Raw genomic sequence first — 22,538 nt, 5'->3', positions numbered from 1 at the left:
GCGGCTTTTTTTATGTCTTGATAAGCTGGCCCACCTTCACTTGGTTGCGCCCGGCAAGCTTGGCCTCGTACAGGGCGCTGTCGGCGCACTGAAACAGCTCCCGCTGGGTGAGGTACTGGCTGGGCACGGCCGCTGCCACCCCCAGGCTTAAAGTCACCACTTTGGTCTCAGACTTTTGGTGGGGCAGGGCCAGTTGCTGCACCGCCTGGCGAATGCGCTCGGCCACCGTTTGGGCCTCTTCGGTATGGGCGCCTGCCATCACCACCGCAAACTCCTCCCCGCCGTAGCGGCCCACCAGGGTATCGGCCCGGCGCACGCTTTGGCTCAAGGCCTTGGCGACCTTTATCAGGCAATCATCGCCCGCCACGTGGCCGTAATGGTCGTTGTACTGTTTAAAGACGTCGATGTCGCAAATGATGATGGCAAGGGGATGGCGCTCATCCAGGCATTGCTTCCAGGCCTGGTGAAAGAATTGGTCCAAGTGGCGACGATTGGCCACCTTGGTCAGGCCATCGAGGTTGGTGAGTTTGGCAAGATTCTGGTTGTGGCTGAGCAGCAGGGCGTTTTGCTCGGCAAGCTGGTTTTGCAGTAAAAACGCCAGCCTTGCGGATTTTTCCTGGTGGTAGCAAATCATCATGCCGACGATATTGGCGCCAATAAAAAAGAACTGGTTGGACAGCAAACCCTTGAGGCTGGGGTGATTGACGGTAAATTCCACCACCTCGAATATCAGCACCAGGGTCCAGCAGCAGCAGGTGGCGGTGACAAAGCGCAGCTTGGCAAAACCGTAACCGAACATGAAGGCGAGAATAAGCCCGGCGTAATAGAGGTAGCTGTCGGTCTGGGAGGTGAGGGTGGTGAGATAAATAACCCCGCTACCTCCCAGCAGCACCAAAAAAGCCAGCGCGCCTTGGTAGTAACCCATAAAGCTTTTATGAAAGGACAGGGCCAGCACCATGAGCCCGGCCGGCAAAAACACCCCGAAACGGCAAATCCACGCCTCAAGGAGGCGCTCTGGCAGCACCAATAAATCCAAGATGGCGAACAGCGAAAAGTAAAAGACGCCAAAACCGATGGCAATGCGGGCCTGGCCCAAGGTGTTGTGGAAATACGCCTCGCGAAAGGGCTGCTCCCAGTCAGCCTGGTTACCCACAAAATGGAGGCTAAAAGGTGCCAATGTTGCCTTAAGGCCCCCCGTTGCGGCTTTTTCGGAAGGTGATGCTGCTGTCATTGGCCTGGGTCCGGTAATTTTCATCCTTGAAAGACAAGCGCTTATCAACGTCGTATGATTGGCCCGCCACGAATGGGAGGACCTATGAACCACTATAGCCGAGGTGCCAATAAAGGCATTGTGCTGCTGTCTGTACTACTTTGCTTGCTGATCGCCGCCATTGGCGGCTGGCGCTGGCAAGTAGGGGAAGCCTACGGTGTGTGGGTGATGGGGATCTTCAGTCTCTTCGCACTGCTGTTTTTAAGCGCCCTTAGCCGTAGCTGCATGTACCTGGCAGCCGATGAGCAGGGCCTGACTCTCCATTACTGGTTCAGCAAGGGCCATGTTTCCTGGCAGGAAATAGAGACTCTTGGCCTGGTTTACCATCACGTGTTTCCGTCGGTGGGGCTGTGCTTGACCGAGAGCGGCCGCGATAAGTGGCCAGGGCGGGTGTATGACCGCCAAACCATGAACGTTGACGCGGTGCTGCCAAGTTGGGTGGCGGCCAGGGCCGAGCAGGTATTGCACCGGCTTGAGCAATGCCGTGGCAAGCGACCGGCGCCATAAGCACTTGCCTTTGGCCCCTTGGCTCGGGGTACCATGAGCAATTGCCTGAATGAACATGAGTCGACAGTGATGGAATTTACCTTGCTTCCCGTCACGCCTTTTGCCCAGAACTGCACGCTGGTCTGGTGCCCGCAAACCCGCAAAGCCGCCGTGATAGACCCGGGCGGCGAGCCCGAGCGCATCCTGGCCGAGCTGGCCCAAAAGGGCCTTGAGCTTGACGCCATCTGGCTGACCCACGGCCACCTTGACCACGTTGGTGCCACCGGCGAGCTTAAAGCGCGCCTTAGGGTGCCGGTGATTGGCCCTCATCAAGCCGATGATTTCTGGTTAAGCCGCCTGGACGACCAAGCGCGGATGTTCGGTTTTCCCGCCCCGGTTGCCTTTAGCCCCGACCGTTACCTCGATGATGGCGACACGCTAACCCTCGGTACCCTTCGCTTTGAGGTGCTCCATTGCCCCGGCCACACCCCTGGCCATGTGGTGCTCTTTAACCGCGAGGCCCGCTGGGCTCAAGTGGGGGACGTGCTTTTCAAAGGCTCCATCGGCCGCACCGATTTTCCCATGGGCAACCACCAGCAGCTGCTGGATGCCATTCGCAATAAATTGTTCCTGCTGGGCGACGACGTGCGTTTCGTGCCCGGCCACGGCCCCATGTCCACCCTCGGAGAAGAGCGCCGTACCAACCCCTTTGTTGCCGATAGCCGCTTTGGCTGAGGAAGGTTTCCATGTCTCCTGTATTAAATGAACTGTTGTCGCTGTTGGAACTTGAGCCGGTAGAGAAGGGTATCTTTCGTGGCCAGAGCCAGGATTTGGGCTTTCCGGCCCTGTTCGGCGGCCAGGTGCTGGGCCAGGCCATGAGCGCCGCCCAGGCCACCGTCGATACCGGCCGCAGCGCCCACTCCCTGCACGCCTACTTTCTTGAAGCAGGCGATGCCAAAAGCCCGGTGGTGTACCTGGTGGAAAACCTGCGCGACGGTGGCACCTTCTCCACGAGAAGGGTCAAGGCCATTCAGCATGGGCGGCCTATTTTTGAGCTCACTACCTCCTTTCAGATAGCCGAAGAAGGTTTTTCCCATCAGGACGAAATGCCGGCAGTGCCCGGCCCTGAGGGCTTAAAAAGCGAGCGTGAGCTGGCCGAGCCGCTGGCCGAGCGCTTGCCCAAGCGCATTCTCGAGAATTTCCTCACCGAAATGCCCATCGAGATGCGCCCGGTGGTTTTTCACGACCCCACCGCGCCCGAAGTGGCCGAGCCGGTCCGTTACGTGTGGATAAAGGCCAACGGCATGATGCCGGACGACCCGCGCATCCATCAGTACCTGCTGGCCTATGCCTCCGACTTCAACTTCCTGCCCACGTCTTTGCAGCCCCATGGCCGCAGCTACATGGAGCCGACCCTGCAGGTAGCCTCCATCGACCACGCCATGTGGTTCCACCAGGATTTTAGGATGGACGACTGGCTGCTGTACGTGGTGAAAAGCCCCATTGCCAGTGGCGCCAGGGGCTTGGTTCGCGGCCAGTTCTTTGACCGCCAGGGCCGGCTGGTGGCCTCTACCCAGCAAGAAGGGCTTATTCGCCAGCGAAAGCCAAAAACGCCGCAATAACCGCCTACAAAAAGGCGCCCTAAGGGCGCCTTTTTTCATGCCGGCTCTTCGATGGGCCGAACCTTTCTTGCCAGCAGCAGCGCCGGCAGGCCAAGGGCCGCCATCACCAGGAACACCTTGCCCCCCAGGGCCTCGAAGAGGCCCCCCGTGACCAGCATCATCGCCGCCACCGACAAACTCAAGGCCAGGGCCGAATACAGCGCCTGGGTGCCCACCCCATGGTGGCGCGGCAGCTCTTTGCTGATGTAGGTAATAGCGCCAAGGTGGGCGAGGGTAAAGGTGAGGCCATGCATGGCTTGCAGCAAAATCAGCTGCCACAGGCTGCTGGCAAAGGCGGTGCCGGTCCAGCGCAGCATCACGGCACAGGCGGCAATACTCAGCAGCCAACTGGCGCGCTTGTTGCCAAAAAGCCGTTTAGCAAAGAAGAACACCGCCACTTCCACCACCACGCCCCAGCTCCATAAAAAGCCGATGGTGCCAGCGCTGATCCCAAGGGACTGCCAATAAATGGCTGAAAAGCCGTAATAGGCGGCGTGGCTGCCTTGAATGGCCATATTGGTAAACAAAAAACGGCGCAGTTTGGGGAGCTTAAGTAGCTGATGCCAGGGCGTGCTGGCTTTAGCTGCGGCGCCATCGGTGAGCGGCACCGACATGGCCGGCAGGGTGCCGAGGAACATCATCAACTGGGTGACCAGCAGGCACCACAGTACCGCCTGGCTCCCCCACAGGCCGGTGAAATAGCCCATCAGGGTCGACATCACCACAAAGGCCACCGACCCCCACAGCCGCACCTTGCCGTAATCAATGCCTATCTGCGCCACCATGCGGGTGGCGATGGCGTCGGAGATGGGCATTAGCGGCGAGTAGAGGAGCGAGCTTATTAACGTCAGCCCCAGCAGCAGCGGCAGGCTTTGAGGAAGGAGAAAGCCGCAAAACAGCACCAAGGTGGCCAGGGACAACAGCCTTGCCGCCGGCATCAGTTGCTCGGAGCGGCGAATGCGGGTGGTGATAAAAAGCGAGCCCATGGCGCGGGTGCCCTGGGCAACCCCCAGCAAAATGCCAATCAGGGCCGGGGTCAGGGACTGGCCTTTGAGCCAAAGCGACCAAAACGGCAGATAGATCCCCCAGCCTAAGAAAAAGTGTATATAAAACAAAGACAGCCAACGTGTAGGGCTCAGGGTCATCACAGCATCCTTGGGCAGCGGGGCTGGGATCTTCGCCTGCCAATTGCGCCGGGTCAAGGCAGCCGGGGCAGGGGGCTGCCATGCTCGATAAAAAGGAGGCGTTATGTTTGACGTGGTTACCCTGGGCTCGGCAACGGTAGACCTTTTTGCCGACACCGATTCGGAGCTGGTGCAAATCGAAACCCGCCACAGCTTAGAGCGGCTTATCGCCTATCCGCTGGGGGGCAAAATTCTTATTAAAGACCTGAATATCACGGTGGGTGGCGGCGGCACCAACACCGCCGTCGCCTTTGCCCGCCAGGGCCTTAAGACCGCCTTTTTGGGCAAAATTGGCGATGACCCCCAAGGCCAGCAGGTGCTCGATTTACTGGCAGCGGAGGGGGTTGATTTTGTCGGTGTAAAAGCCGGGCAGACCGGGCTGTCGGTTATTCTTGACTCCATTGATGACGACCGCACCATCTTGGCGTTCAAAGGCGCCAACGATTTTTTAAGTGAAGATGAGGCCCTTTTGCCGCCGTGCCGCTGGCTCTATTGCTCGGCGATGCTGGGCCAAAGCCTTGCCACGTTAAAGGCGCTGGTCGCTAAAACCGAGGCCAAAGTGGCTTTTAACCCTTCGAGTTATCTTGCCAAAGAGGGCTTGGCGGCGTTGCAGCCCATCCTTGAGCGCCTGACGGTGCTGGTGCTCAACAAAGAAGAGAGCGCCATGTTGCTGGGCTGGGACGAGCGGGAAAACCACGGCAGCGATGAATTACTCAAAGCCCTGGCCAGCCAGGTTGCCATACCGGTGATTGCCATCACCGACGGCGCCGCTGGCGCCATAGCCACAGACCGGCGCATTGTTGTGTGGGCCGAGCCGCAGCGGGAATTGACCATCGTTGAAACCACCGGCGCCGGCGACGCCTTTGCCAGTGGTTTTGTGGCGGCTTTGGCCTGTGGCCGGCCGCTGGAGCAGGCGGTAAAAGCCGGCATGCTCAACGCCGAGTCGGTGCTGGCCTTTAAAGGCGCCAAGAATCAGCTGCTGGATAAACCCAGTCTTGAGAAGAAGCTTGCGGCGGATACCCGCGTCTTTAAGCGCTCGCCCTGGCAGCCATAAAAAAGCCGGGTTTTTAGCCCGGCTTTTTTATGGGCCCGTTATTTGGGCTGGGCGTCGATGCTCTGGCCGTTGACGCTCTTGCTGTCAGGCCCCATCAGGTACAGATAAAGGGGCATCAGATCGGCCGGGGTTTTCAAGGTCATGGGATCTTCGGCTGGGAAGGCTTTGGCGCGCATGGCGGTGCGGGTGCCGCCGGGGTTGATACAGTTAACCCGCAATGGCCCTTTGCTGTTTTCATCGGCCAGCACCTGCATCATGCCTTCGGTGGCGAACTTGGACACCGCGTAAGCGCCCCAGTAGGCGCGGCCCTTTTTGCCCACCCCAGAGCTGGTGAAGATAAGGCGGCCATCTTCGCTGGCCTTTAACAGCGGCAACAGGGCGCGGGTCATACGAAAGGTGGCATCGACGTTGATTTTCATCACCCTGTCCCAACTGTCGTCGTCGGTCTGCTCAAAGGGGGTGAGGGTGCCAAGCTCACCGGCGTTCATCAGCACGCCGTCCAACCGCCCGAACTGGTTCTCAATGGTCAGCGCCATATCGCGATAGTGTTGGTCGGTGGCGCCCAGCATATCCAGAGGGATGATGGCCGCCTGGGGCGCGCCCATGGCGGCGATGTCGTCATAAACGCTTTCCAGGTTTTTAACATTTCGCCCCAGTAGCAGCACGGTGGCGCCATGGGTGGCATAACAGAGGGCGGCTTCCCGGCCGATGCCGGTGCTGGCGCCTGTTACCAGAACAACTCTGTTTTTTAAGATATCTTTTGAGGCTTGGTAGTCGAGCATGGATAATTCCGTTCGGCAGTTTGTGGCCAGTCTACCCGAAGGGTTAGAAGGGCCCAAATAGGCGAGGATAGAAGTTTTTACGGGAAAGATTTGTAAAAAGTCGGACCAGTGAGTAACGTATTGACCCGATGGTCAACTAAAACAAAACAACCATTTAATGGGGAATATCATGGATAAGAAATTTGTCAGCATCGCTGTGTTGGCAGCACTGGGCCTGAGTGCCTGTGGAGATGACTCCTACAGCGAAACACCCGGAACAGATAACAGCATCGCAACTGCCCGTATCGCTTACGATCCCTCCAATGGAGTGCTGCCGATCCCCAACGATCTGCTGCTGAGCGGTACCACGGACGGCACCCTTAATATCCCCGGTGTCGCCGACGAATCCAGCCCTTACGATCCTCAAGCCGTGTTGTCCGGCATGGACGGCTGGTCTTTGAGCACGCCTTTTACCATCAGTGTTGACTTGCCCACCGGCATCACCCTGGATGACACCTCCGTGCAGCAAGCCGGCGCTGTGGTGCTGCTGAAAGTCACCAAAGGTGGCGACGATGCCAACTGTGCCGATGCGTCTTCTGTTGACGCCTGCACCTTCGAGTCGGCTCTGACCTTCGGCACCGACTTCACCACCGCCGTGACCAACGACAACACCATCGTTATCGTGCCCCTCAAGCCACTGGATGCCAAATCCGCCTATGTTGTGGCCACCACCACCCTGGTGCACGACTCCGAAGGCCGCTCAGTGCAAGGCTCTGCCACTTATAACCTGCTCAAGCAGGACGTGGCCACCACCCCGCTGGGTACCGCCGACCAGTTGTCCGCGCAAACCGCCGTCAACTCCTATGAAAACGTGCTGGCTGCTGCCGGCATCGACAAAGACAGCGTCACCTACTCTGGCCTGTTCACCACCCAGAGCACCATCGATACCCTGCAATACGCCAAGCTGGTGTTGATGCAGACCCTCAACGCCGGGCAACTGAGCTTGTCTGCTTTGACTGACACCGGCATGACCGCTGCCGATGTACTGGGCCTGGATGGCTCCACCACCGCCGGCCAACTGGCGAGCGGCGCCGAGGTGTATAAAGCCACCCTGAGCCTGCCGTACTTCTTGGATAAACCCACTGCGGCTGATTTTGCCAGCGGTGCCTGTAACATCGCCACTGGCGACCTGACCCAGTGCGACGCCCTGTCTTCACGATGGATAGCCTCTGGTGACAGCCCGGCTGCCGTGCTGCTGGCCCTGCAAAACGGCACCCTGAGCCAGGCCAACTACGCCCAGCAAGCCGTTGCCCAAGGCATCGACCCGACCGCTGCGCTGACCAACAACGCGCTGCTGGTCGGCGCCAGCTTCACCAACGACGCTGGCGCTGATGTTGACCCGCTCAAATTCATCACCAAGTACAACCCGGTGCCCCAGGTCCGCTCCATCAAGACCATCGACGTACTGGTTACCCTGCCTATCCCCAGCACCGTCAATGTTCTACGTGGCGGTTTGGGTATGGACGGCACCATTGCTAAAGGCGCCGCCGGCTGGCCTACCGTGGTCTACGGCCACGGCATTACCTCCTATAAAGAAACCGGCCTTGCCATCGCCGGTACCCTGGCCCTTAACGGCCAGGCGATGATCGCCATCGACCTGCCGCTGCATGGCACCCGTGGCCTGGACTTGACCGGTGACGGCCAAGAGAACCTCAATGCCGGTGATAACGTCGGTATTTACACCAACTTGGCCAGCCTTGGCACCGTGCGTGACAACCTGCGCGAAAGCGTGATGGACGAGCTGTCCCTGCGCGCCGCCCTGACCGCCCAGACCCTTGGCGGCGGCACCAACCTGGACGGCACCGATGTCAGCTACATGGGTATCTCCTTGGGCTCCATCGTCGGTTCTGAAGCGGTTGCGGTGGGTAACACCGAAACCAAGGACCCGAGCGGTACCGACTACTCCGCCTTCTTTAGCTTCAAGAGCGCGGCCCTGTCCGTGCCTGGCGCCGGTGTAGCCGGTATCTTCGCCTTCTCGCCGACCTTTGCCGCCACGGTGCAAGATGGCCTGGTGGCGTCTTCTAGCTTCCAGAGCGCACTGACCGCTGCCAACACCAACAACCTGCAACCCGGTGATACCGGTTACGAGCAGTTGGTTGATGCGGTGTACGAGCAGTTCCTGCCGCAGTTCCTGTTTGCCGCCCAAACGGTACTGGACTCTGCCGACCCCATCGCCTATGGCGTGACCCTCAAGTCCAACACCCCGGGCCTGTTGGTTCACGAAGTAGTGGGTAACGGCACTGCCGGTACCAGCGACCAGGTTATTCCCAACAGCAACGCCGCCTTCGGCTACCCGCTGTCTGGTACTGACCCGCTGGTGGCAAGCCTGGGCCTGAGCCCTATCACCGCTACTCTGACCAGCACTGACGGCACCACCCAGGTTAGCGGTGTGGCGCACTTCAATGCCGGTGCGCACGGCTCCTTGCTCGACCCGACCAGTTCAGCTGCGGTAACGACCGAGATGCAATCCCAAGTGGCCAGCTTCCTGGCCAGCAAAGGTTTGACCATCCTGGTGACAAACAGCTCGGTATTGGCGGACGCGGCGCAAGACTAAGTCGCCGTTAATGCATAAAAACACCCGGCCACTGGCCGGGTGTTTTGTTTTACACTCAAGGCTTTGCAGTCACGGAGTAGTGAAATTGGATTTTCTTTCTCAATACGGCCTGTTCCTGGCCAAGACCCTGACCCTGGTGGTAGCCATAGTGGTATTGCTGGTGGTGGTGGCGGCGCTTTCCCTTCGCAAGCAGCGCCAGCGAGGGGAGCTGACCGTTACCGACTTGGGTAAACGCCTGCGCGGCTACGGCCAGCGTCTCAAAGCCGAACTGCTGGACAAAAAAAACCTTAAAGCCGAAGAAAAGGCCGCTAAAAAGGCCAGTGACGACGGCAAGCCCACCCTCTTTGTGCTGGATTTTCACGGCTCCATGGACGCCCATGAAGTAGAAGCCCTGCGCGAGGAAGTGACCGCCGTGTTGGCGGTGGCCGGGGTACAAGACGAAGTGCTGCTGCGGCTGGAATCTCCGGGCGGCGTGGTCCATGGTTATGGCCTGGCCGCTTCACAACTGGCGCGAGTCCGGGATGCCGGGGTTCCGCTTACCGTTGTGGTTGACAAGGTGGCCGCCAGTGGCGGTTACATGATGGCCTGCGTTGCCGACAGGATCTTGGCAGCGCCCTTTGCCATGCTGGGCTCTATCGGTGTGATAGCGGGCATTCCTAACCTGCATAAGGTTTTGAAAAAGCACGACATCGATTATGAGCAACACACTGCTGGCAAATTCAAACGAACCCTTTCCGTGTTGGGGGAGAACACCGAGGAAGGGCGCGAGAAGTTTGTTGCCGATCTCAACGTGATCCACGGTCACTTTCGTAACCACGTGAGCCAATTTAGGCCGCAACTGGATGTGGAGCAGGTGGCTACCGGCGAAGTGTGGCTGGGGGTCGACGCGCTGGAGAAAGGCCTGATTGACGACATTGCCACCTCCGATGCTTATCTGAGCGGCAAGCTGGGCAGCCATCGGATCTTGGCGGTCAGTTACCAACTCAAACGCAAACTGGGTGAGAAGCTGGGCTTGTCCTTGCGCGCCGTGCTGACACGGCTTGGTCTGTAAGGCACTGTAAAGCAAGGTATACCCTGGGAGCGAACCTCTAACACTAAAGTAGGCTGGTGCCTTGGCAAAGCTGGGCGCTAGCATGGCCCAAGTTTCATAAGGAGACTGTGATGTCTGGGTTTAATAAGATCGTTCAGAGTTACGACGAGGCCTTGGCTGGCATCGATAGCAACATGACGGTAATGGTGGGTGGTTTTGGCCTGTGCGGTATTCCCGAGGGGCTTATCACCGCCATGCGCGATACCGGTGTCAAAGGCCTGACCTGCATTTCCAACAATGCCGGGGTTGATGACTTTGGTCTTGGCCTGCTGCTGCAAACCAAGCAGATCAGGAAGATGGTTGCGTCCTACGTTGGCGAAAATGCCGAATTTATGCGCCAGATGCTCTCTGGTGAGCTGGAAGTGGAACTGACCCCCCAAGGTAACCTGGCCGAGAAAATTCGTGCTGGCGGCGCCGGTATCCCGGCCTTTTTCACCGCCACCGGCTACGGCACCCCGGTTGCCGAAGGCAAAGAAACCCGCGAAATAAACGGCCGCAACTATGTGCTGGAGCCCAGCCTGACCGCCGACTTTGCCCTGGTGCGCGCCTATCAGGCGGACCGCTTCGGTAACCTGACTTTTCGCAAGACTGCCATGAACTTCAACCCGATGATGGCCACCGCCGGCAAAATCACCGTGGTGGAAGCCGAAGAAATCGTTGACGCATTGGACCCTGAATTTATCCATACCCCCGGCATTTATGTCGACCGGGTTATCAAGGGCACCTTTGAAAAACGCATCGAGCAACGGACCGTAAGGAGCTGAGTCATGGCACTGTCCCGCGAACAAATGGCGGCCCGTGTCGCCAAAGAACTCAAAGACGGTTACTACGTCAACCTCGGTATCGGCATTCCCACCCTGGTGGCCAACTACATTCCCGAGGGCATCGATGTGATGTTGCAATCGGAGAATGGCCTGCTGGGCATGGGCGCTTTCCCCACCGAAGACGAAGTCGACCCGGATTTAATCAATGCCGGTAAACAGACTGTCACCACTGTGAAGGGTGCAAGCTTCTTCAACTCTGCCGAATCCTTTGCGATGATCCGTGGCGGCCACGTGGACCTGACCGTGCTGGGGGCTTTTGAGGTGGACATTCAAGGCAACATTGCCAGTTGGATGATCCCCGGCAAGCTGGTCAAGGGCATGGGCGGCGCCATGGATTTGGTGGCGGGGGCCGATAACATCATCGTCACCATGATGCATGCCGATAAATACGGCAATTCAAAACTGCTTCCCCTGTGCGAGCTGCCCCTGACCGGGGCCGGTTGCATCAAAAAGGTCCTTACCGACCTGGGGTATTTCGAAATAGAGAATGGCGCCTTCGTTCTGAAAGAGCGTGCGCCCGGGGTCAGCGTTCAGGAAATCCGTGAAAAGACTGCCGGCAAGCTCATTGCTGCCGACGATGTTCCAGAAATGGAGGTATGACATGAAAGTGCTGGTAACGGGTGGTGCCTCTGGCATCGGCTTTGGTATCGCCGAACAGTTTGCTAACGCTGGCCATGAGCTGGTGCTGGCGGACCTGGACGGCGCCAAGGCGGCTGAAGCCGCCGCCAAGCTACCCAAGGCCATAGGCGTGGCCATTAACGTCACCGATGCAACTGCTTCCGAGGCCCTGGCCAAAGAAGTGGGCGCCATAGATGTGCTGGTCAATAATGCCGGTATTCAACACGTGGCGCGGCTCGAAGACTTCCCGGCCGACAAGTGGCGCCAGCTGATTGATATCATGTTGGTGGGGCCGATGATCATGACCAAAGCCTTCCTGCCCGCCATGCGCGAGCAGAACTTTGGCCGCATCATCAATATTGGCTCTATCCACTCGCTGGTGGCATCCCCCTATAAATCAGCCTATGTGTCAGCCAAGCATGGCCTCTTAGGCTTTGCCAAGACCCTGGCCCTGGAATTGGGTGAGGCGGATATTACCGTCAACACCATCTGTCCGGCTTATGTGAAAACCCCGCTGGTAGACAAGCAAATTGCCGACCAAGCGCGGGAAAACAACATGACCGAAGAGGATGTGGTGTCCAAAATCTTCCTGGCGCCCATGGCCAAAAAGGCCTTTATCACCCTCGAGGAGATAGCCGGTACTGCCATGTTCCTCACCAGCCCTGCGGCCCGTAACATCACGGCCCAGACCCTGGTGCTGGACGGAGGCTGGACCGCCAGGTGATGCCGCTGGGGTGGGGGCCGGTTACCCTGGTCTCCCTTGCCTATATAGCCCTGCTGTTCGCCATCGCCTATTGGGGCGAGCGCGTTAATGCCAGGCACCGGCTGTCCGGATGGACAGCCGGTTTGTCATTGGGGGTTTACTGCACGTCTTGGGCCTTCTTCGGGGTCACAGGGCAAGCGGTACATAACGGCTGGTGGCTCCCCCCCACTTACACCGGCACTATCTTGCTGTACCTCTTTGCTTTCCCTGCTTTAAAGCGCCTTGCTATTCATATCCGGCGCAACAACATCACGTCCATTGCCGATTTTATCGCTACCCGCTTTGGCCGCAGCCGCGCCTTGGCGGTGTCGGTCACCTTGGTGGCGGTGGCCTCTATCATTCCGTATATCGCCTTGCAGTTAAGGGCGGTGGCCGATGCCATCAATGTTCTGACCGATCACCAAAGCAGCCACTGGTGGCAAGACACCGCCCTGGGGGTTGCCCTGGCCATGGCCATTTTTGCCATGCTGTTTGCCTCGCGCCACACCCAGGCCCAGGCCCATAACGCTGGTATGATGACGGCGCTCGCCTTTGAGTCCATCGTTAAGCTGATTGCCTTTTGGGTGCTGGCGCTGGTGGTGGTGTACGGCCAGTTTGGCGGTTTTGGCCCGCTGCTGGAGGTGGCCGCCCAAAGCCCTCATGTGGCCAAATTGCAGCAGCAAGCGGCCCCCGGTTATGTCTATTGGGTGCATACCCTGCTGGGGCTGGCCGCCACCTTGTGTTTGCCAAGGCTTTTTCACCTCGCTTTTGTTGAAAGTCCCCGTTTGCCCTTTTTGCGCCGTACCCGGTGGCTGTTCCCGGCCTATCTGGTGGCCATTGGCATCTTTACCCTGCCGCTGGGCCTCGCCGGTGCCGTGTTGCTGGGCGATTCGGTAAGCCCGGACCGCTACGTGCTCTACCTGCCCATGGCGCTGAACTCGCCCTGGCTCACTTTGCTGGCTTACCTTGGCGGCCTTTCGGCCTCTACCGCCATGGTGGTGGTGGCAACGGTGGTGCTATCAATCATGATCACCAACGATCTCACCGCGCCCTTGCTGCTCAAGGTGCGAGGTTTGCCGGAGACGGGGCAGGGCAGCTGGCTGCTGTGGCTGCGGCGCCTGGCGATGCTGGTGGTGGTGCTGGGGGGCTTTTTCTATTACCGGGCCAGTGTCAGCAGCGACACCTTATCGCAAATGGGGCTGATGGCCTTTGTGCTGGTGGCGCAGCTGTTCCCGCCGCTGGTGTTGGGCCTGGTGTGGCGCGGCACCAACTCCAAGGGCGCCCGTGCCGGGTTAATGGCAGGCTCGCTGCTTTGGGCTTACACCCTTTTGCTCCCTCAAGGCTTTGGGGTGGCGGTGCCGGGGTTGCCGGTGCCCATGGACGCCATCAGTTTTGGCACGCTGCTCAGCCTTGGGGTCAACCTGGCGCTCACTGTGCTGGTGTCATTTTTGTCCCACACCTCGGTCAGCGAGCAGTTGCAGGCCGACTCTTTTATGCGCCAGCCCCTGCACGTCGCCTCATCGGTGCTGACGGTGCAAGACTGCTTTGAGTTGGTCAAACGCTTTGCCGGTGAAGAAGTGGCCGAGGGCCTTATTCGCCGCCAGTACCCCGGTGCGACCGAGCTTTCCCGCCAGGCGGCGCCGGTGGCGCTGGTCCAGCAGGTGGAAAAACACCTCTCGGCGGTGATTGGCGGCGCCTCCATGCGCATGGTGATGGACGCGCTTCGGGCCCAAAAGGCGCTGCCGCTGTCGCAAGTGGCGAGCTTTGTGGACGAAGCCTCCCAGGTGCTGCGCTTTAACCAGAGCCTGCTGACTGCCACCATCGAGAACATCTCCCAGGGCATCAGCGTGGTGGACAGGGACATGCGCATCATTGCCTGGAACCGGCGCTACCTGGAGCTGTTCGACTACCCCGACGACCTGGTAACGGTGGGAAGGCCGGTCGAAGACTTAATTCGTTTTAACGCCGAGCGCGGCCTTCTGGCCGGGGACCCTACCCAGGAAGTGCAAAAGCGCCTTAATCACCTGCGCTCGGGCTCACGCTATCGCTACCAGCGCCGCCAGGACGACGGCACCGTGGTGGAGATGGAAGGCCACCCTCTGCCCGGCGGCGGCTTTGTTACCACCTACACCGACATCACCGAGTTTATCCAGGCCCAGCAGCAGCTCACCGAGCTTAACGAAGCGCTGGAAGAGCGGGTAGAGGAGCGCACCCAGGCCCTGCAAACCGTCAACAGCCAGTTGCTGGCTGCCAACCGCGCCGTTGAAGAAGCCACCGCCGCTAAAACCCGTTTTTTTGCCGCAGCCGGCCACGATCTCTTGCAACCTTTTAACGCCGCCATCCTTTTTAGCGCGCTGTTAAAAGAAAAAGCGCCAGAAGGGGCGTTAAAGGCCCTGGCCGATAACGTGCAAAGCTCGCTGCAGTCCGCCGAGAGCCTGCTTTCGGCGTTGCTGGAGATAACCAAAATCGAGGCTGGCGCCGTCAAGGCGGAGCTGAGCGATTTTCCCTTAAGCGAGGTGCTGGAGCCGTTGGTGCGTGAATTTTCCGCCATCGCCTCGGATAAAGGCCTAGCCCTTCGCGCCGTGCCTACTGCGCTTTGGGTGCGCTCTGACAAACGCCTGCTGCGCCGTATCGCCCAGAACCTTCTGGCCAACGCGGTGCGCTATACCGAGCGCGGCACGGTGCTGTTGGGAGTCAGGCGCCAGGGCCCTGGGCTAACGCTTTGGGTGCGAGATACCGGTCCCGGCATTGCAGAAGAGGACCAACTGCGCATCTTTACCGAGTTCCAGCAGCTCAGCCCCGGCCAGGGGCAGGGCCTGGGGCTTGGCCTTGCCATCACCGACAGGCTTTGCCGCCTGCTTGGCCACCGCCTGGCCCTGGAATCGGCGCCGGGGCAGGGGGCAGCCTTTGGGGTCAGCCTGCCACGGGCCCGCGCCGGGGCGGCGCCTCAAAAGGCCTTGAGCCAGCGCCAAACCCAGCAATGGCTGCCAAAATTGCCGATTTTGGTGATGGATAACGACGATAACGTCCGCGAAGCGTTAACGGCGCTGTTGGAAAGTTGGGGCGCCGAGGTACACGCCGTGCGTTATGAGGCAGAGACCCAGAAGCTGGCCGCGCCGGCGCTGCTGCTGATTGACTATCACCTGGATGATGGCGCCCTTGGGGTAGATGTGGCGCGACGCCTGCAAGAGCGGTGGGGGGAGCTGCCCTGTGTCATTCACTCGGCCGACCAAGGGGATGCTATTCGCAGCGCCGTTATCGACGCCGGCTTTCACTTCCTGCTCAAACCGGTCAAACCCATGCCACTTAAGAACTTGGTTAGAAGGTTGCTGGCTTGAGGTGATCCACCTGCTGTAGGCTTTGGTAAAGAAGCCCGGCCTGGGTGCGGTTGTTAACTTCAAGCTTTCGCAAAATGGCCGACACATGCTGCTTGATGGTGGTTTCCTGCACGTCCATTTCATAGGCTATCTGCTTGTTGAGCAGGCCATCGGCAATCATTTTCAGCACCCTTAGCTGCTGGGGCGTGAGCTTGGCCAAGAGGCTCAGATGCTGGGTGTCGTCGCCACTGACCACCTCAATGCCTTCGGGCAGCCAAGTATCGCCGTTTCGCACCGCAGCAATGGCCTCGGCCAGCAGTGGCAGCGGCGCCGATTTGGGCACAAAGGCACTGGCGCCAAGGGCCATGGCCCGGCCAATGGTGGTGGCGTCTTCGTGGGCGGAGATCATGATAACCACCACATCGGGGTACTCGGCCCTGAGGATGGACAACCCGGCAAAGCCGTCGGTGCCCGGCATCATCAAATCCAGAAAGACCAGCTCGGTACTGGGGTGGCGCTTTAGCAGCTCCCACACCTCGTCCATACAGGCCGCTTCCATGACGGGGCCTTCGAGGAGGGTTTCGGTCGCCTGTTTAAGGGCGCCCCTAAAGAGGGGATGGTCGTCAGCAATAATGGCATGCACGGCTGGCATAAATACCTTGTCTACTCTGGTGGCTAGTGTACCGGCACTGCGTCGCCAGCGCAGCACTTGTTCTAGATAAGGGCCGGATAACCCTTGCACTTTCAAAACAATAGGGCCATTAGGGGCCGTTGAACGCTGTACCTTAGTACTATGGTCAAGATTTTGAAGTTCCCCCAGACTGCGTTAACAACATCATAAACAGGAAATTACCATGTTGAGTTTAATCGGCTTGCTGGTGGGTCTTGGGGGACTTATCTGGCTCACCATGCGTGGTGTGAACCTCTTTTTGAGTGCACCGCTCTGCGCTTTGCTGGTGGCCTTTACCGGCGGCGTGCCGTTCTGGCACGGCGGCCAAAACGATTTTGTGACCGGCTACATGGGCGGCTTTGGCGGTTTTGTTTCGGCCTGGTTCCTGATGTTCCTGCTGGGCTCCATGTTCGGCAAATTCATGGAAGACACTGGCGCTGCCGAAGCGGTGGCGAGGGCCATTATCAACAAACTTGGCGTCAAGCATGCCGCCCTGGCGGTGGTGCTGGCCTGTGCGGTACTGACCTACGGCGGCGTGTCGCTGTTTGTGGCGGCCTTCTCGGTGTACCCGGTGGCGCTGTCGCTCTTTAAAGACGCCAACTTGCCACGGCGCTTTATTCCGGCGGCCCTGGCCTTTGGTTCGGTGACCTTCACCATGACCTCGGCCGGCTCACCGGAGATCCAGAACTGGATCCCCATCAAATATCTGCACACCAGCCCCTATGCCGGTTGGCAGGTATCTTTGGTGGTGGCCGTTTTCATGATGGTGGTGGGTTACCTGTGGCTTAGCTACATGCTGAAAAAAGCCGTGGCCCGTGGCGAGCATTTTGTTGACCGCGAAGGCGACACCCACCCGGATGAGCGCACCTTGCCCAAAGCTTGGACCGGGCTGCTGCCGCTGGTGGTGGTGCTGGTGCTCTCTTACCTGTTGCACGACAGCATGGCCCAAGCAGCCTTGATAGTAGCCCTGGCTGGCGGCGTGGCCACCTTGTGGCTGATTAACTTCAAGCACTTTATCAACCAGCAGGCGGCCATGTCGGCGGCCGCTACCGGCGCTTTGGTGGCCATCGGCAACACCGCTGCGGTGGTGGGCTTTGGCGCCGTGGCCAAGTTGTCACCGGCTTTTCATACCGTGGTGGACGCCATGACCTCCCTGCCGGGCAACGAGCTTATCGGCGCCTCGGTAGCGGTGTCGGTGATAGCGGGGCTGACCGGTTCTGCGTCCGGTGGCCAGGTGATCGCCTTGCCGGCGGTAGCGCCCCATTATCTGCAACTGGGGGTCGACCCCAGCGCCTTGCACCGGGTGGTGGCCATTTCCTCCGGCGCCCTGGATTCATTGCCCCACAACGGTTATGTGGTAACCACCATCCGTGCTATTTGTGGTGAGCGCCATGAAGATGCCTACTGGCCCCTGGCCGCCCTGACGGTAGTGGTGCCGATATTCGGGGTTATTTTGGCCATTGCCCTGTTCAGCCTGTTCTAAGGAGTTGTGATGGAATCCCTGCCGCTGGTCGAGAAACGCCAATTTAACCTCAAGCAGTTTCAAACCCAGGGCGGGGCGGTGCTGGATGTCACCGTAGGCTGGGAGGCCTACGGTGAGCTCAATACCGATGCCAGCAACGTTATCCTCATCACCCATTATTTTTCCGGCAATTCCCATGCCGCTGGCCGGTATCGCACTAGCGATGCCGAGCCCGGTTACTGGGACGCCATCATTGGGCCGGGCAAGGCTATCGACACCAACCGTTTTTATGTGATCAGTGTCGATAGCCTTGCCAACCTGCAACCGCTGAGCCCCGATGTCATTACCACCGGGCCTGCCAGCATCAACAGCGCCACCGGCCACCCCTATGGCCTGGATTTTCCGGTGGTGGCTATCCGCGATTTCGTCAATGTGCAAAAGGCACTTCTCGAAAGCCTGGGCATCACCGCCCTTTATGCCGTGGTGGGGCCGTCCATGGGCTCGTTCCAGGCTATCGATTGGGCGGTGGCATACCCCGATTGGGTGCCGAGAATGGCAAGTGTTATCGGCGCTGGCCAGCTCGATGCCTGGACAGTGCTTGGCCTTGAGCGCTGGAGCGATGCGGTAAAAAGTGACCCGGCCTGGCAAGGCGGCGACTATTACGCCAGCGGCCAGCCAGCCGAGGGCATCAACCTGGCCTTGGGGTACATCTTTTTGGATGCCACGGCGCCCGCCAGTATCAATAGCCTCTACGCGCCGCCCATTGACGAGCGCCCCCTTAGGGACATTGGTGCCCGCCACCAGTGCGTTACCCAGCATTTGGCCGCCATGGCAGCCAAAGCCGCTTTTGTAGACGCCAACAGCATCCTTTATTTGGTGCGGGCCTCGCAAAACTTCATTGCCGGCTTTAGCGGCAACCTTGGCGAGAACCTGCAACGGGTGCAGGCGCGCTGCCTCTTTATGCCAGCCAGCCATGACCGCCTGCTGATGCCATACCTTGCCCGCCAGGCCCACGAACTGCTGCAAAGCCTGGGTAAAGACAGCCAGTACCAGGAAATCGACGGCATTTGGGGCCATCTCGACGGCATTGCCAGTATCCCCAGCCAGGCCGAGACGCTGCGCCGCTTTATCGAAAGTGAGTCAGGCGCCATAACCGCGCGATAAAAAGCCGCCTTGAGGCGGCTTTTTTTAAAAGTTGTTGTCGCTGTGCACCAGTAGAAGATGCACTTCTTTTAGAAGCTGGCGCAGTTTGGGCAGGGGCGTGTCTTCCTTTAACAGCGCCAGGAACGCCTGGGGAGCTTCGAGCCCCAAGGGGCGGGGAAGGCTCACCAGATCGTTGTCAGACACCGACAAACAAAGGGCGCCGCTGGCATTAAATTCGATGTTGGCGCGCCTAAATTGCTCACCAAGGGTGGTGAGCGCTTCGACCACCGCCGGTTTTAAAAAGCGGGCCGCGGCCATCTCGTCTTCGGTGAGGACCTTAAAGTGCTTTCGAAAATCGAGCGAGGCTGGCTCCCAGCGGCTGCCTTTATGGCCACTGCTACCGTTGCCGAGAATGGCAATATTGCGGGCATAACCGAAATCGAGCAGCAACCCGTAGCGGTGGTAATGGCTGTAGCTGGTGCGGGTGGTGGTGCGGCCTTTGCTATCGGTACTGGTGTGGGTGTGCTTGTCCACATAATGAAAATGAAAGACCCGGTAATCAAAACCGTGCTGCTCACCCTGATAATGCCCTTGGTATAGAGCGTCGATACTGCGCCTGTGGTTGCCCCGGCGAAAATCATAAAACCGTTGGCCAAGGGCCTTGGCCTCTTTGGCGCCGTCGCAGGGAACGGGCGCCAATTGGTTGTCCAATAAAAGGTTTTTTTGCCAGATGGCGTCACTCAGGCCCTTTAGGCGACGATAGCGCCACGCTATCCAGCCAAGGGGGATGAGGGTTGCCAGCGTGGCCAGCACCCATAAGGTGGTGACTAGGTCCTGGTAACCGTTAAAGCGCAAGTTGCGTTGATTCGCGGCATTGAGGGCCGCAATGGTTATTCCCACCAGAGCGACAACCCATAGCGGGGTGTTGTTGTATTTCACCGGGCCCTTGAAGGAGAGCGCCGGGGTCAGCAGGGCGTAAAGGGCATTTTTGTCGCGGGCTTCGCTAAGGCGGCTTTTCATCACCGCCACCAGGGCGTCAACATCCTTGTTTTGTTTTAAAAACGACAACGGCCTTCCCTCAGAACTTGGGCTTAAATTCGATGCCGGCCGCGGCCTGGCTGTCGTCAAAGGTATCCAGCGGCTTTTTGTGGGTAAAAAGGCGGTTGATAAAGCTATTGGGGAACACCTCAATGCCGGTATTAAAGCGCTCCACATTGCGGTTGAAAATGCGGATGGCGGCGCCCACGTTTTGCTGCTGCTCTGTTATCTCGTGCATCAGCTTGCCGTAGGTGTCGGTGGCTTTGAGGTCGGGATAGGCCTCAACCGTGAGGTTCAAGCGGCTCAACAGCTCACCCATATGCTGCTCGGCTTCGGCAAGTTGGCGGGTGTCGATGTGCTCGCCAGAGAGCCCGGCCAGGGCGCTTCTTAATGCGGTTACCTTTTCCATCAGGCCTTGTTCGTGGCTGGCGTAGTCTTTGGCCACTTTTTCGAGGGCCGGCAATATCTCATTTTTCTGCCGTTCCTGGGCAATCACATCGCCCCAGGCGCGGCGGCTGGCGTTAAAGCGGCCGATGATGGCGTTGTGAATAAGGATGGTGCCCAGCACCAACACCGCGATAACCACTAATACAACGTACATGGTAATTCCTTCCTTGAAATGAGTCTGGGGCAGGACTTTATCAGTTTCAGGAGCTTAGCGCAGTCATTAGGGGTAGCTGAGCGCAGATATTGATTCCAAATCAGAATATTAAAATTCACAAACAGTCTTATAGGTTCTATTCGATAGGCCTCACAATGGCTCCTTTATGACGCTTTGACCTTGGATTGAAACGGGATGGATTGGCAGGGGTATTTTGTCCTTGGGCTGACGGTGGTCGCCTTGTTGACCTTGATGTTCAGCCGCCTGGCGCCGCATCTGGTCATGGCCGGGGTGCTGGTGCTGCTGAGCCTGACCGGGATCCTTGATGCCAAAGAGGCCCTGGCCGGTTTTTCCAACGCTGGCCTTATCACGGTGGCGGCGATGCTGGTGGTGGCTGGGGGGCTTAGCGCCTCGGGCGGGGTGGACTGGCTGGTGCACAAGGTGCTGGGTAACCCCAAGCATCTGCGCGGCGCCCTTGGCCGTATCTTCCCGCCGGTGTTAGTGCTAAGCGCCTTTTTGAACAACACCCCGGTGGTGGCCACCTTTATTCCGGCCATCCATGCCTGGAGCCGCAAGATTGGCTTGGCCCCCTCCAAGCTGATGATCCCCTTAAGCTACAGCGCCATTTTGGGTGGCACCCTGACCCTTATCGGCACCAGTACCAACCTGATTGTGAATGGCCAGTACCAGAGCCTGACCGGCGAAGACGGCTTTCATCTCTTTTCCATCACTCTGGTGGGCTTGCCGGTGGCGGTCATTGGCATTGCCTTTATGTGGCTGTTTTTCCCCCGCTGGCTGCCGAACCGCAAAGACGACACCCCCTTTGAGAACATGCGTGAGTTCACCCTGGAGGTGGCGGTAGCCCACGACGGCCCGCTGGTGGGTAAAAGCATTCGCGAAGCCGGGCTTCGGGAGCTGCAACGGGTGTTCTTGGTGGAAATTGAGCGCAACGGCCACCTGCTGATGGCGGTAGCCCCTGAGGAACATCTGCAAGGGGGTGATAGGTTGGTGTTTGCCGGTGATACCGAGGCCATTTCCGAACTGCTGCGCATCAACGGCATTGTTGCCTCGGCAGACAACCAATGCGCCGAGCACCTGGCCCAGCCCCGTGATGGCCGCCGCCTGGTGGAAGTGGTGGTGTCGCCCCATTGCAGCGCCATCGGCCAGACCATTCGCGACGCCCGTTTTCGTAACCGCTATGGCGCCATCGTGCTGGCGGTGGCCAGGGGCGCCGAACGGGTTAAAGGAAACCTCGGCTCCATCAAGCTAGAAGCGGGGGACACCCTGCTGCTGGAAGCGCGCCCGGCTTTTGTCAGCCGTCAGCGCTATAACAAGGACTTCTTGCTGGTTAACGATCTCGACGTGGAGCCGCCGCGCCACCGCAAGGCGCTGCTGGCCTGGGCTATTTTGCTAGGGGTAGTGGGCGCCGCTGGCCTTGGCTTTATCAGCATGCTCAACGCCGCCTTGATGGGCGCCGGGCTGATGCTGCTCACTGGCTGTATGTCGGTCGGCCAGGCCGAAAAAAGTCTCGATCTGCCGCTTATCATCACCATTGCCTCTTCTTTTGCCTTGGGCACGGCGCTGCAAGTGACCGGGGTTGCTGCCTCTATTGCCCATCAATTGGTGGCGCTGTCCGGTGGCCACCCCTGGCTGCTGCTTATCTTGGTGTATGTGGCGGTGTCTTTGCTGACCGAAGTCATCACCAATAACGCTGCGGCGCTGCTAATGTTGCCCATTGTGCTGGAGATAACCACCAAGGCCGGCCTTAACAGCACGCCTTTTGTGTTTGCGCTGATGATGGCGGCCTCGGCCAGTTTCGCGACTCCCCTCGGTTACCAAACCAACCTGATGGTGTTTGGCCCTGGCGGCTATCGCTTCAATGACTTCTTAAAAGTCGGGGTGCCGATGAATATCCTGGTGGGCGCCGCCACCATTGCGGTGCTGCTGATCGGGTGGCCGCTTCAGCCCTAAGCTAAAAAGCCGCCGACGGCGGGGTAAAAAAA

The 22,538-nt window shown here is 59.0% G+C and carries 19 protein-coding genes; 13 read left to right on the top strand and 6 right to left on the bottom strand.

Annotated features, from left to right (window positions below):
- Positions 1 to 10: 10 nt before the first annotated feature.
- Positions 11 to 1,231, bottom strand: coding sequence for a diguanylate cyclase (locus AC22G1_RS11120; RefSeq protein ID WP_487313443.1), 1,221 nt, complete (start codon positions 1,229 to 1,231; stop codon positions 11 to 13).
- Between the two features lie 84 nt (positions 1,232 to 1,315).
- On the opposite strand from AC22G1_RS11120, the gene AC22G1_RS11115 reads away from it, so the two are divergent.
- The 3 genes from AC22G1_RS11115 to tesB all read left to right on the top strand — a co-directional run bounded on the left by AC22G1_RS11115 (position 1,316) and on the right by tesB (position 3,378).
- A complete protein-coding gene (locus AC22G1_RS11115; RefSeq protein WP_487313442.1) occupies positions 1,316 to 1,777 on the top strand; it encodes a hypothetical protein in 462 nt (153 codons plus the stop codon).
- 69 nt (positions 1,778 to 1,846) lie between these two features.
- Positions 1,847 to 2,491, top strand: coding sequence for an MBL fold metallo-hydrolase (locus AC22G1_RS11110; RefSeq protein WP_487316717.1), 645 nt, complete (start codon positions 1,847 to 1,849; stop codon positions 2,489 to 2,491).
- Positions 2,492 to 2,502: 11 nt separating this feature from the next.
- Positions 2,503 to 3,378, top strand: coding sequence for an acyl-CoA thioesterase II (tesB, locus tag AC22G1_RS11105; RefSeq protein WP_487313441.1), 876 nt, complete (start codon positions 2,503 to 2,505; stop codon positions 3,376 to 3,378).
- A gap of 35 nt (positions 3,379 to 3,413) precedes the next feature.
- Here the strand turns inward: tesB and AC22G1_RS11100 are convergent, their stop codons facing one another.
- Entirely contained in the window at positions 3,414 to 4,562 is a 1,149-nt protein-coding gene (locus AC22G1_RS11100; protein ID WP_487313440.1) for a 3-phenylpropionate MFS transporter, read from the bottom strand.
- 103 nt (positions 4,563 to 4,665) lie between these two features.
- Here AC22G1_RS11100 and AC22G1_RS11095 point away from each other — a divergent pair, with 103 nt between their 5' ends.
- Positions 4,666 to 5,655, top strand: a complete 990-nt coding sequence (locus tag AC22G1_RS11095; protein ID WP_487313439.1) for a carbohydrate kinase family protein — start codon at positions 4,666 to 4,668, stop codon at positions 5,653 to 5,655.
- A gap of 38 nt (positions 5,656 to 5,693) precedes the next feature.
- Here the strand turns inward: AC22G1_RS11095 and AC22G1_RS11090 are convergent, their stop codons facing one another.
- Positions 5,694 to 6,437, bottom strand: coding sequence for a YciK family oxidoreductase (locus tag AC22G1_RS11090; protein ID WP_487313438.1), 744 nt, complete (start codon positions 6,435 to 6,437; stop codon positions 5,694 to 5,696).
- Between the two features lie 169 nt (positions 6,438 to 6,606).
- On the opposite strand from AC22G1_RS11090, the gene AC22G1_RS11085 reads away from it, so the two are divergent.
- From AC22G1_RS11085 to AC22G1_RS11060, 6 genes are all read left to right on the top strand, one after another.
- Entirely contained in the window at positions 6,607 to 9,030 is a 2,424-nt protein-coding gene (locus AC22G1_RS11085; protein ID WP_487313437.1) for a VolA/Pla-1 family phospholipase, read from the top strand.
- Between the two features lie 85 nt (positions 9,031 to 9,115).
- Entirely contained in the window at positions 9,116 to 10,081 is a 966-nt protein-coding gene (gene sohB / locus AC22G1_RS11080) for a protease SohB (RefSeq protein ID WP_487313436.1), read from the top strand.
- A 110-nt stretch (positions 10,082 to 10,191) separates the two neighbouring features.
- Positions 10,192 to 10,884 carry a CoA transferase subunit A gene (locus AC22G1_RS11075; RefSeq protein WP_487313435.1) on the top strand — a complete coding sequence of 231 codons (693 nt, stop codon included), beginning with the start codon at positions 10,192 to 10,194 and terminating at the stop codon, positions 10,882 to 10,884.
- Positions 10,885 to 10,887: 3 nt separating this feature from the next.
- Complete coding sequence (locus tag AC22G1_RS11070; protein ID WP_050660008.1) at positions 10,888 to 11,544, top strand: CoA transferase subunit B; 657 nt, start codon at positions 10,888 to 10,890, stop codon at positions 11,542 to 11,544.
- A gap of 1 nt (position 11,545) precedes the next feature.
- Positions 11,546 to 12,286: a 3-hydroxybutyrate dehydrogenase gene (locus AC22G1_RS11065; RefSeq protein ID WP_487313434.1), complete on the top strand. Its 741-nt coding sequence runs from the start codon at positions 11,546 to 11,548 to the stop codon at positions 12,284 to 12,286.
- Positions 12,286 to 15,642, top strand: coding sequence for a PAS domain-containing hybrid sensor histidine kinase/response regulator (locus AC22G1_RS11060; RefSeq protein ID WP_487316716.1), 3,357 nt, complete (start codon positions 12,286 to 12,288; stop codon positions 15,640 to 15,642). The genes AC22G1_RS11065 and AC22G1_RS11060 overlap by 1 nt, the downstream gene beginning before the upstream one ends.
- On the opposite strand, the gene AC22G1_RS11055 is transcribed toward AC22G1_RS11060, so the two are convergent.
- Positions 15,623 to 16,273, bottom strand: a complete 651-nt coding sequence (locus AC22G1_RS11055) for a response regulator transcription factor (protein WP_487313433.1) — start codon at positions 16,271 to 16,273, stop codon at positions 15,623 to 15,625. The two genes, AC22G1_RS11060 and AC22G1_RS11055, sit on opposite strands and share 20 nt — an antisense overlap.
- A gap of 202 nt (positions 16,274 to 16,475) precedes the next feature.
- On the opposite strand from AC22G1_RS11055, the gene AC22G1_RS11050 reads away from it, so the two are divergent.
- Entirely contained in the window at positions 16,476 to 17,774 is a 1,299-nt protein-coding gene (locus AC22G1_RS11050; protein WP_487313432.1) for a GntP family permease, read from the top strand.
- A gap of 9 nt (positions 17,775 to 17,783) precedes the next feature.
- Positions 17,784 to 18,917, top strand: a complete 1,134-nt coding sequence (locus tag AC22G1_RS11045) for an E22 family MetX-like putative esterase (RefSeq protein ID WP_487313431.1) — start codon at positions 17,784 to 17,786, stop codon at positions 18,915 to 18,917.
- 24 nt (positions 18,918 to 18,941) lie between these two features.
- On the opposite strand, the gene AC22G1_RS11040 is transcribed toward AC22G1_RS11045, so the two are convergent.
- Together AC22G1_RS11040 and AC22G1_RS11035 are read right to left on the bottom strand one after the other, a co-directional pair.
- Positions 18,942 to 19,964 (bottom strand): hypothetical protein, encoded by a 1,023-nt coding sequence (locus AC22G1_RS11040; RefSeq protein ID WP_487313430.1) that lies wholly within the window; start codon positions 19,962 to 19,964, stop codon positions 18,942 to 18,944.
- Positions 19,965 to 19,974: 10 nt separating this feature from the next.
- Positions 19,975 to 20,535 (bottom strand): LemA family protein, encoded by a 561-nt coding sequence (locus tag AC22G1_RS11035; RefSeq protein WP_487313429.1) that lies wholly within the window; start codon positions 20,533 to 20,535, stop codon positions 19,975 to 19,977.
- 195 nt (positions 20,536 to 20,730) lie between these two features.
- Here AC22G1_RS11035 and AC22G1_RS11030 point away from each other — a divergent pair, with 195 nt between their 5' ends.
- Positions 20,731 to 22,506, top strand: coding sequence for an SLC13 family permease (locus tag AC22G1_RS11030; protein ID WP_487313428.1), 1,776 nt, complete (start codon positions 20,731 to 20,733; stop codon positions 22,504 to 22,506).
- The last annotated feature ends 32 nt before the right edge of the window (positions 22,507 to 22,538 follow it).

Source organism: Gallaecimonas zhanjiangensis (genome assembly GCF_057624825.1).
The sequence above is the reverse complement of the archived record's forward strand: the minus strand, read 5'-3'. Positions and strand labels throughout refer to the sequence as shown.

Bases quoted from the DNA above. Each gene is read 5' to 3' on its own strand.
- AC22G1_RS11075 (WP_487313435.1), top strand. From the start codon at position 10,192: ATGTCTGGGTTTAATAAGATCGTTCAGAGTTACGACGAGGCCTTGGCT.
- AC22G1_RS11085 (WP_487313437.1), top strand. From the start codon at position 6,607: ATGGATAAGAAATTTGTCAGCATCGCTGTGTTGGCAGCACTGGGCCTG.
- AC22G1_RS11050 (WP_487313432.1), top strand. From the start codon at position 16,476: ATGTTGAGTTTAATCGGCTTGCTGGTGGGTCTTGGGGGACTTATCTGG.
- AC22G1_RS11060 (WP_487316716.1), top strand. From the start codon at position 12,286: ATGCCGCTGGGGTGGGGGCCGGTTACCCTGGTCTCCCTTGCCTATATA.
- AC22G1_RS11095 (WP_487313439.1), top strand. From the start codon at position 4,666: ATGTTTGACGTGGTTACCCTGGGCTCGGCAACGGTAGACCTTTTTGCC.
- AC22G1_RS11030 (WP_487313428.1), top strand. From the start codon at position 20,731: ATGGATTGGCAGGGGTATTTTGTCCTTGGGCTGACGGTGGTCGCCTTG.
- AC22G1_RS11100 (WP_487313440.1), bottom strand. From the start codon at position 4,562: ATGACCCTGAGCCCTACACGTTGGCTGTCTTTGTTTTATATACACTTT.
- AC22G1_RS11070 (WP_050660008.1), top strand. From the start codon at position 10,888: ATGGCACTGTCCCGCGAACAAATGGCGGCCCGTGTCGCCAAAGAACTC.
- AC22G1_RS11090 (WP_487313438.1), bottom strand. From the start codon at position 6,437: ATGCTCGACTACCAAGCCTCAAAAGATATCTTAAAAAACAGAGTTGTT.
- AC22G1_RS11055 (WP_487313433.1), bottom strand. From the start codon at position 16,273: ATGCCAGCCGTGCATGCCATTATTGCTGACGACCATCCCCTCTTTAGG.
- AC22G1_RS11045 (WP_487313431.1), top strand. From the start codon at position 17,784: ATGGAATCCCTGCCGCTGGTCGAGAAACGCCAATTTAACCTCAAGCAG.
- AC22G1_RS11120 (WP_487313443.1), bottom strand. From the start codon at position 1,231: ATGACAGCAGCATCACCTTCCGAAAAAGCCGCAACGGGGGGCCTTAAG.
- AC22G1_RS11115 (WP_487313442.1), top strand. From the start codon at position 1,316: ATGAACCACTATAGCCGAGGTGCCAATAAAGGCATTGTGCTGCTGTCT.
- AC22G1_RS11035 (WP_487313429.1), bottom strand. From the start codon at position 20,535: ATGTACGTTGTATTAGTGGTTATCGCGGTGTTGGTGCTGGGCACCATC.
- AC22G1_RS11065 (WP_487313434.1), top strand. From the start codon at position 11,546: ATGAAAGTGCTGGTAACGGGTGGTGCCTCTGGCATCGGCTTTGGTATC.
- AC22G1_RS11110 (WP_487316717.1), top strand. From the start codon at position 1,847: ATGGAATTTACCTTGCTTCCCGTCACGCCTTTTGCCCAGAACTGCACG.
- tesB (WP_487313441.1), top strand. From the start codon at position 2,503: ATGTCTCCTGTATTAAATGAACTGTTGTCGCTGTTGGAACTTGAGCCG.